Origin of the sequence: Streptomyces sp. WAC 04229, from assembly GCF_003947455.1 — a bacterium.
Lineage (GTDB): Bacteria > Actinomycetota > Actinomycetes > Streptomycetales > Streptomycetaceae > Streptomyces.
In genome coordinates this window covers 1-4,397 of the sequence record NZ_QHJH01000325.1, presented here as the reverse complement: position 1 = coordinate 4,397, position 4,397 = coordinate 1, and the positions used below count along the sequence as shown (strand labels likewise).

The window sequence follows — 4,397 nt, the reverse complement described above, 5'->3', positions numbered from 1 at the left end:
CCCCGCCCCCGCCCGCGCCGCCGTCCGCCGCGCCGGTCCGGCTGACCAAGGTCACGCTCACCAAGGCGGCGCCCTCCGTCTCGCTGACCAAGCAGGGCGGCACCTCGGGGGCGCTGCGCGTCAACCTCAACTGGCAGGTGCGCAAGCAGTTCTCCGGCTGGGCCCGCAAACTGGGCCGCCCGGTCGCCATGCACGACGACCTCGACCTCGACCTGTGCGCCCTGTACGAACTCAGCGACGGCAGCAAGGGCGTGGTCCAGGCACTCGGCAACGCCTTCGGAGCCCTCGACCGGCCGCCGTTCGTCCACCTCGACGGCGACGACCGCACCGGCGCCGTCTCCACCGGCGAGAACCTCACGATCAGCCTCGACCACAAGCAGTACTTCCGGCGCATCCTCGTCTTCGTGACCATCTACCAGGGGGCCCGCTCCTTCGCCGACCTGCACGCCACGGTCACCCTCCAGCCGCAGTACGGCGCCCCGGTCGACTTCTCGCTCGACGAGTGCACCGTGCCCTCCACGGTGTGCGCCCTCGCGCTGATCACCAACACCGGCGGCGACCTCGTCGTACAGCGCGAGGCCCGGTACCTGGTGCCGGAACGCGGCGTGAGCCCGCAGCGCACCGTCGACCACGCCTACGGATGGGGCATGAACTGGACCCCCGGCCGCAAGTGACGGGAGCCCGTCCGGCCCGTCAGCCCTCGTCGGGCACGACGTCCGGACGGGCGTAGGTGCGGCCCTTCCACGCCGCACCCCGCCCCCGGTAGTGCTGCACCGCCGAGTCGACCGTCATCAGGAGATAGAGGAACCCGGTGAACGGCAGCAGGGGAGCGAGCCACAGCGGCTGCCGGTAGTGGCGCAGCATCGGCACGTACGTCCCCGCCATCACCAGCCACGCGGCGCCCCCCAGGAGAGCCGCCGCGCTCTCGCCCCGCGCCGCGCCGACGACGACCGCGAGCGGCGGCACCAGGTACACGAGGGCCAGCCCGGCCACCGTGCCGGCGAGCACCAGCGGGTTGTGCCGCAGTTGCGCGTACGCGCTGCGCGAGACCATGCGCCACAGATCGCGCAGCCGCGGGTAGGGACGCACGCTGTCCACCCGCTCGGCCAGGCCCAGCCAGACGCGCCCGCCGGAGCCCTTGACCGCGCGGGCGAGGGCCACGTCGTCGATGACGGCGTGCCGGATGGCGTCCGGAATCCGCGCCCGTTCGGCCGCCCCGGTCCGCAGCAGCACACAACCGCCGGCCGCCGCCGCGGTCCTCCCCTCGCGCCCGATCCACCGGAACGGATAGAGCTGCGCGAAGAAGTACACGAAGGCGGGCACCACGAGCCGCTCCCACCCGCTCGCCACCCGCAGCCGCGCCATCTGGGAGACGACGTCGAAACCGCCGGTGCCGGCCGCCGCCACCAGCGCGCGCAGACTGTCCGGCGCGTGCGCGATGTCGGCGTCGGTCAGCAGCAGGTACTCGGGCTCACGCGCGCGTGCCAGGGTGATGCCGTGCCGCACCGCCCACAGCTTGCCCGTCCAGCCGGCGGGCGGCTCCCCGGGCGAGGCCACGGTCAGCGGCAGCCCCTCGTGCCGCCGCGCCAGCTCGCACGCCAGCTCACCGGTGCCGTCGGTGCTCCCGTCGTCGATCAGGAAGACCTCCGCCGGCCCCGGATAGTCCTGGGCGAGCAGCGACGGCAGGCTCGCGGGCAGCACCGCCGCCTCGTCGCGCGCGGGGACGACGACGCACACCGAGGGCCAGACACCGGGTTCCTCCCGGGCCGGCAGTCCGACGTCGGTACGCCAGAAGAAGCCCCGCGCGAACAGCAGCCACAGCCAGGCCGCGAGGGAGAGTGCGGATAAGACGGTCACCGGGGTCGTCCACGCGTCGGCGCTCACGTGCGCAGTCTGCCCCACGCCACCGGCCCTCGACCGCGCATCGTCTATGGTGGCCGGGTGAAGATCGCGCTCATGGACTCCGGAATCGGTCTGCTGGCGGCCACCGCCGCGGTACGGCGCCTGCGACCGGACGCCGATCTCATTCTCTCCCTCGACCCCGACGGCATGCCGTGGGGTCCGCGCACCCCGGAGGACCTGACCGGCCGCGCCCTCGCGGTGGCCGAGGCCGCCGCCGCGCACCGGCCCGACGCCCTGATCGTCGGCTGCAACACCGCCACCGTGCACGCGCTGCCCACACTGCGCGCCAAGCTGGAGCCCACGCTGCCCGTCGTCGGCACCGTACCGGCGATCAAGCCCGCCGCGGCCGGTGGCGGCCCCGTGGCGATCTGGGCGACCCCCGCCACCACCGGCAGCCCGTACCAGCGCGGCCTCATCGCGGACTTCGGCGGCGACGCGACCGTCACCGAAGTGCCGTGCCCGGGGCTCGCGGAAGCCGTCGAGCACGCGGACGAGGCGGCCATCACCGCGACCGTCGCCTCCGCGGCGGCCCTCACCCCCGACGACGTGACGACCGTCGTCCTGGGCTGCACGCATTACGAACTGGTCGCCGAGCGCATCCGCGCCGCCGTACAGCGCCCCGGCGCCCCGCGGCTCGTGCTGCACGGCTCGGCGGTCGCGGTCGCCGCCCAGGCGCTGCGCCGGATCGGCGCCCACCCCGACCCGGGCGCCCCGGCCGAGGGCACGCTCACCGTGCTGCTCAGCGGACGCGAGGGCACGCTGCCCGCGCCCGCGCTGGCCTACGCCGAGGGCAGGCTCCTGCGCGCGGTCGCACCGGCCCGCTGACCGGCCGCCCGCCCGGACGGCCCAGTCACCCAGCGCGACGAGGTACCCGCGCAGCGAAACATGAGTAACCTCATAGCCATGAGGCATCGCCACGGCGAGACCACCCCGCAGCCGGACATCTGGACCGGACGTGCCACCAACCGGGTCCAGTGGTTCCTGGCGCTCATCGGCGCGGCCTGCATGGCGCTCGGCATCGCCCTGGCCGTCGACTCCGCCTGGGAGTCCGGCGTCGTCCCGCTCACCATGGCGGTCGTCGGCTGCATCGCGGCGGGACTGCTGGTGCTCTTCGGCACCCTCGCCTTCGTACACGTCGCCCTGCGGGTCGACGAGGACTGCCTCGAAGTGCGCTGCGGCCACATCGGCCTGCCGCGCCGGCGCATCCCCCTGTCCCACGTCGTCGGGGCCGAGTTCGCCCCGCACGTCACCCCGCGCCACTGGGGCGGCTGGGGCTACCGCTGGCGGCCCGAGAAGGGCACCGCCGTGGTCGTGCGGCGCGGCGAGGGCCTGATCCTCAAGCTGGGCGACGGGCACACCTTCACGGTCACCGTGGACGACGCGGAGGCGGCCGTCCAGGTCATCACGGACCGGCTGCGCCCGAAGGCACCCGAGCAGCCCGCGCACTGAGCGCACCGTCATCGGCGAGCGGGCGGGACGTGGCCAGCCCCGCGAGGAGCCCCGCGCCCACCGACACCGCCGTGAAGCTCAGCGCGTTGCCGACGACGGCGATCGCGGCCAGCGCGGTGAGAGCCACGCCGGCGGTGAGGACGACCGGCGTGGGCCGGGGCGAGCGCCACAGCGCGTACAGCACCCAGCCGAACGCCGCGCCGAGCAGCACCACGCCCACGACGCCCTGTTCGGCGGCCTGCTGCCAGAGCGCCGAGTGCGGCCTGCCGTCCGGAACCGGCGTTCCGGCGGCGGTCGGACTCAGCGCGCCGAAACGCCCCGGGCCCGCGCCGAACACCACGTCCGCGCGCAGCAGCTCCAGCGCGTCGCGCCACAGCTGCACGCGATGGGCGGTCAGCCGCCCCTCCAGGGCGGCGGCGAGACCGTCCGGTGCCCATGCGCTCACGACCGTCCACCCCAGGCCCGCCACCACGCCCGTGGCCGCACCCAGCCCGGCGATCCCCGCGCCGCGGGGCATCCGGCCGGCCGCGAGGGAACACACCAGCACCACGGCACACGCGACGCAGCCCACGGCCGAACCGATCGCCGCCGCGGCCACGGCGATCCCCACGGCCAGCAGCCGCAACGCCACCCGCACGACGGCCGTCCGGGCGGCCCATGCCCCGCAGCACGCGGCACCCGCCGACAGCGCGAGCAACGCGGCGGTCGCACCCGCGTGCCCGAGCGGTGCGGTGATCCGCGGTCCCGGCACGAGATGCGGGACCGCCACCGTGAGGGCCGCCCCGGCCAGCGCCGCGGCCGACGGGGCGACGACCGGGAGCAGCGCCCCGCAGATCCGCCCCGCGGCGTAACCGGCGGCCACCGCCAGCACGGCGAGCAGCACGCCCTCCGGGCGCCCGTCGCGCGCCGCCGCCGTGATCAGCGACCAGGACGCGCACGCCCCGAGGACCGCCATCCCCGCGGTGTCGGCACCGCCACGTCTGCCGCCGCCGGCGTCGGCCGTCCCCGCGGCGTCCGCGGACGCCGTCCCCCTCGAACCCACCGTG

The 4,397-nt window shown here is 75.6% G+C and carries 4 protein-coding genes and 1 pseudogene; 3 read left to right on the top strand and 2 right to left on the bottom strand.

Annotated elements, in window-relative coordinates; all coding sequences use genetic code 11:
* Positions 1-674, top strand: a pseudogene (locus DMH12_RS37460) (Tellurium resistance); the annotation flags it as partial.
* Between the two features lie 19 nt (positions 675-693).
* Here DMH12_RS37460 and DMH12_RS37455 read toward each other — a convergent pair.
* The gene (locus DMH12_RS37455; RefSeq protein WP_125495735.1) at positions 694-1,884 is read right to left on the bottom strand and encodes a glycosyltransferase; all 1,191 of its coding nucleotides are present in this window, start codon (positions 1,882-1,884) and stop codon (positions 694-696) included.
* Positions 1,885-1,941: 57 nt separating this feature from the next.
* On the opposite strand from DMH12_RS37455, the gene DMH12_RS37450 reads away from it, so the two are divergent.
* Both DMH12_RS37450 and DMH12_RS37445 read left to right on the top strand, forming a co-directional pair.
* Complete coding sequence (locus tag DMH12_RS37450; RefSeq protein WP_185832767.1) at positions 1,942-2,727, top strand: glutamate racemase; 786 nt, start codon at positions 1,942-1,944, stop codon at positions 2,725-2,727.
* A gap of 78 nt (positions 2,728-2,805) precedes the next feature.
* On the top strand, positions 2,806-3,351 hold the full coding sequence (locus DMH12_RS37445; protein ID WP_125495733.1) for a hypothetical protein: 546 nt from the start codon (positions 2,806-2,808) through the stop codon (positions 3,349-3,351).
* On the opposite strand, the gene DMH12_RS37440 is transcribed toward DMH12_RS37445, so the two are convergent.
* Positions 3,305-4,306, bottom strand: coding sequence for an O-antigen ligase (locus DMH12_RS37440; RefSeq protein ID WP_125495732.1), 1,002 nt, complete (start codon positions 4,304-4,306; stop codon positions 3,305-3,307). The two genes, DMH12_RS37445 and DMH12_RS37440, sit on opposite strands and share 47 nt — an antisense overlap.
* Between the last annotated feature and the right edge of the window lie 91 nt (positions 4,307-4,397).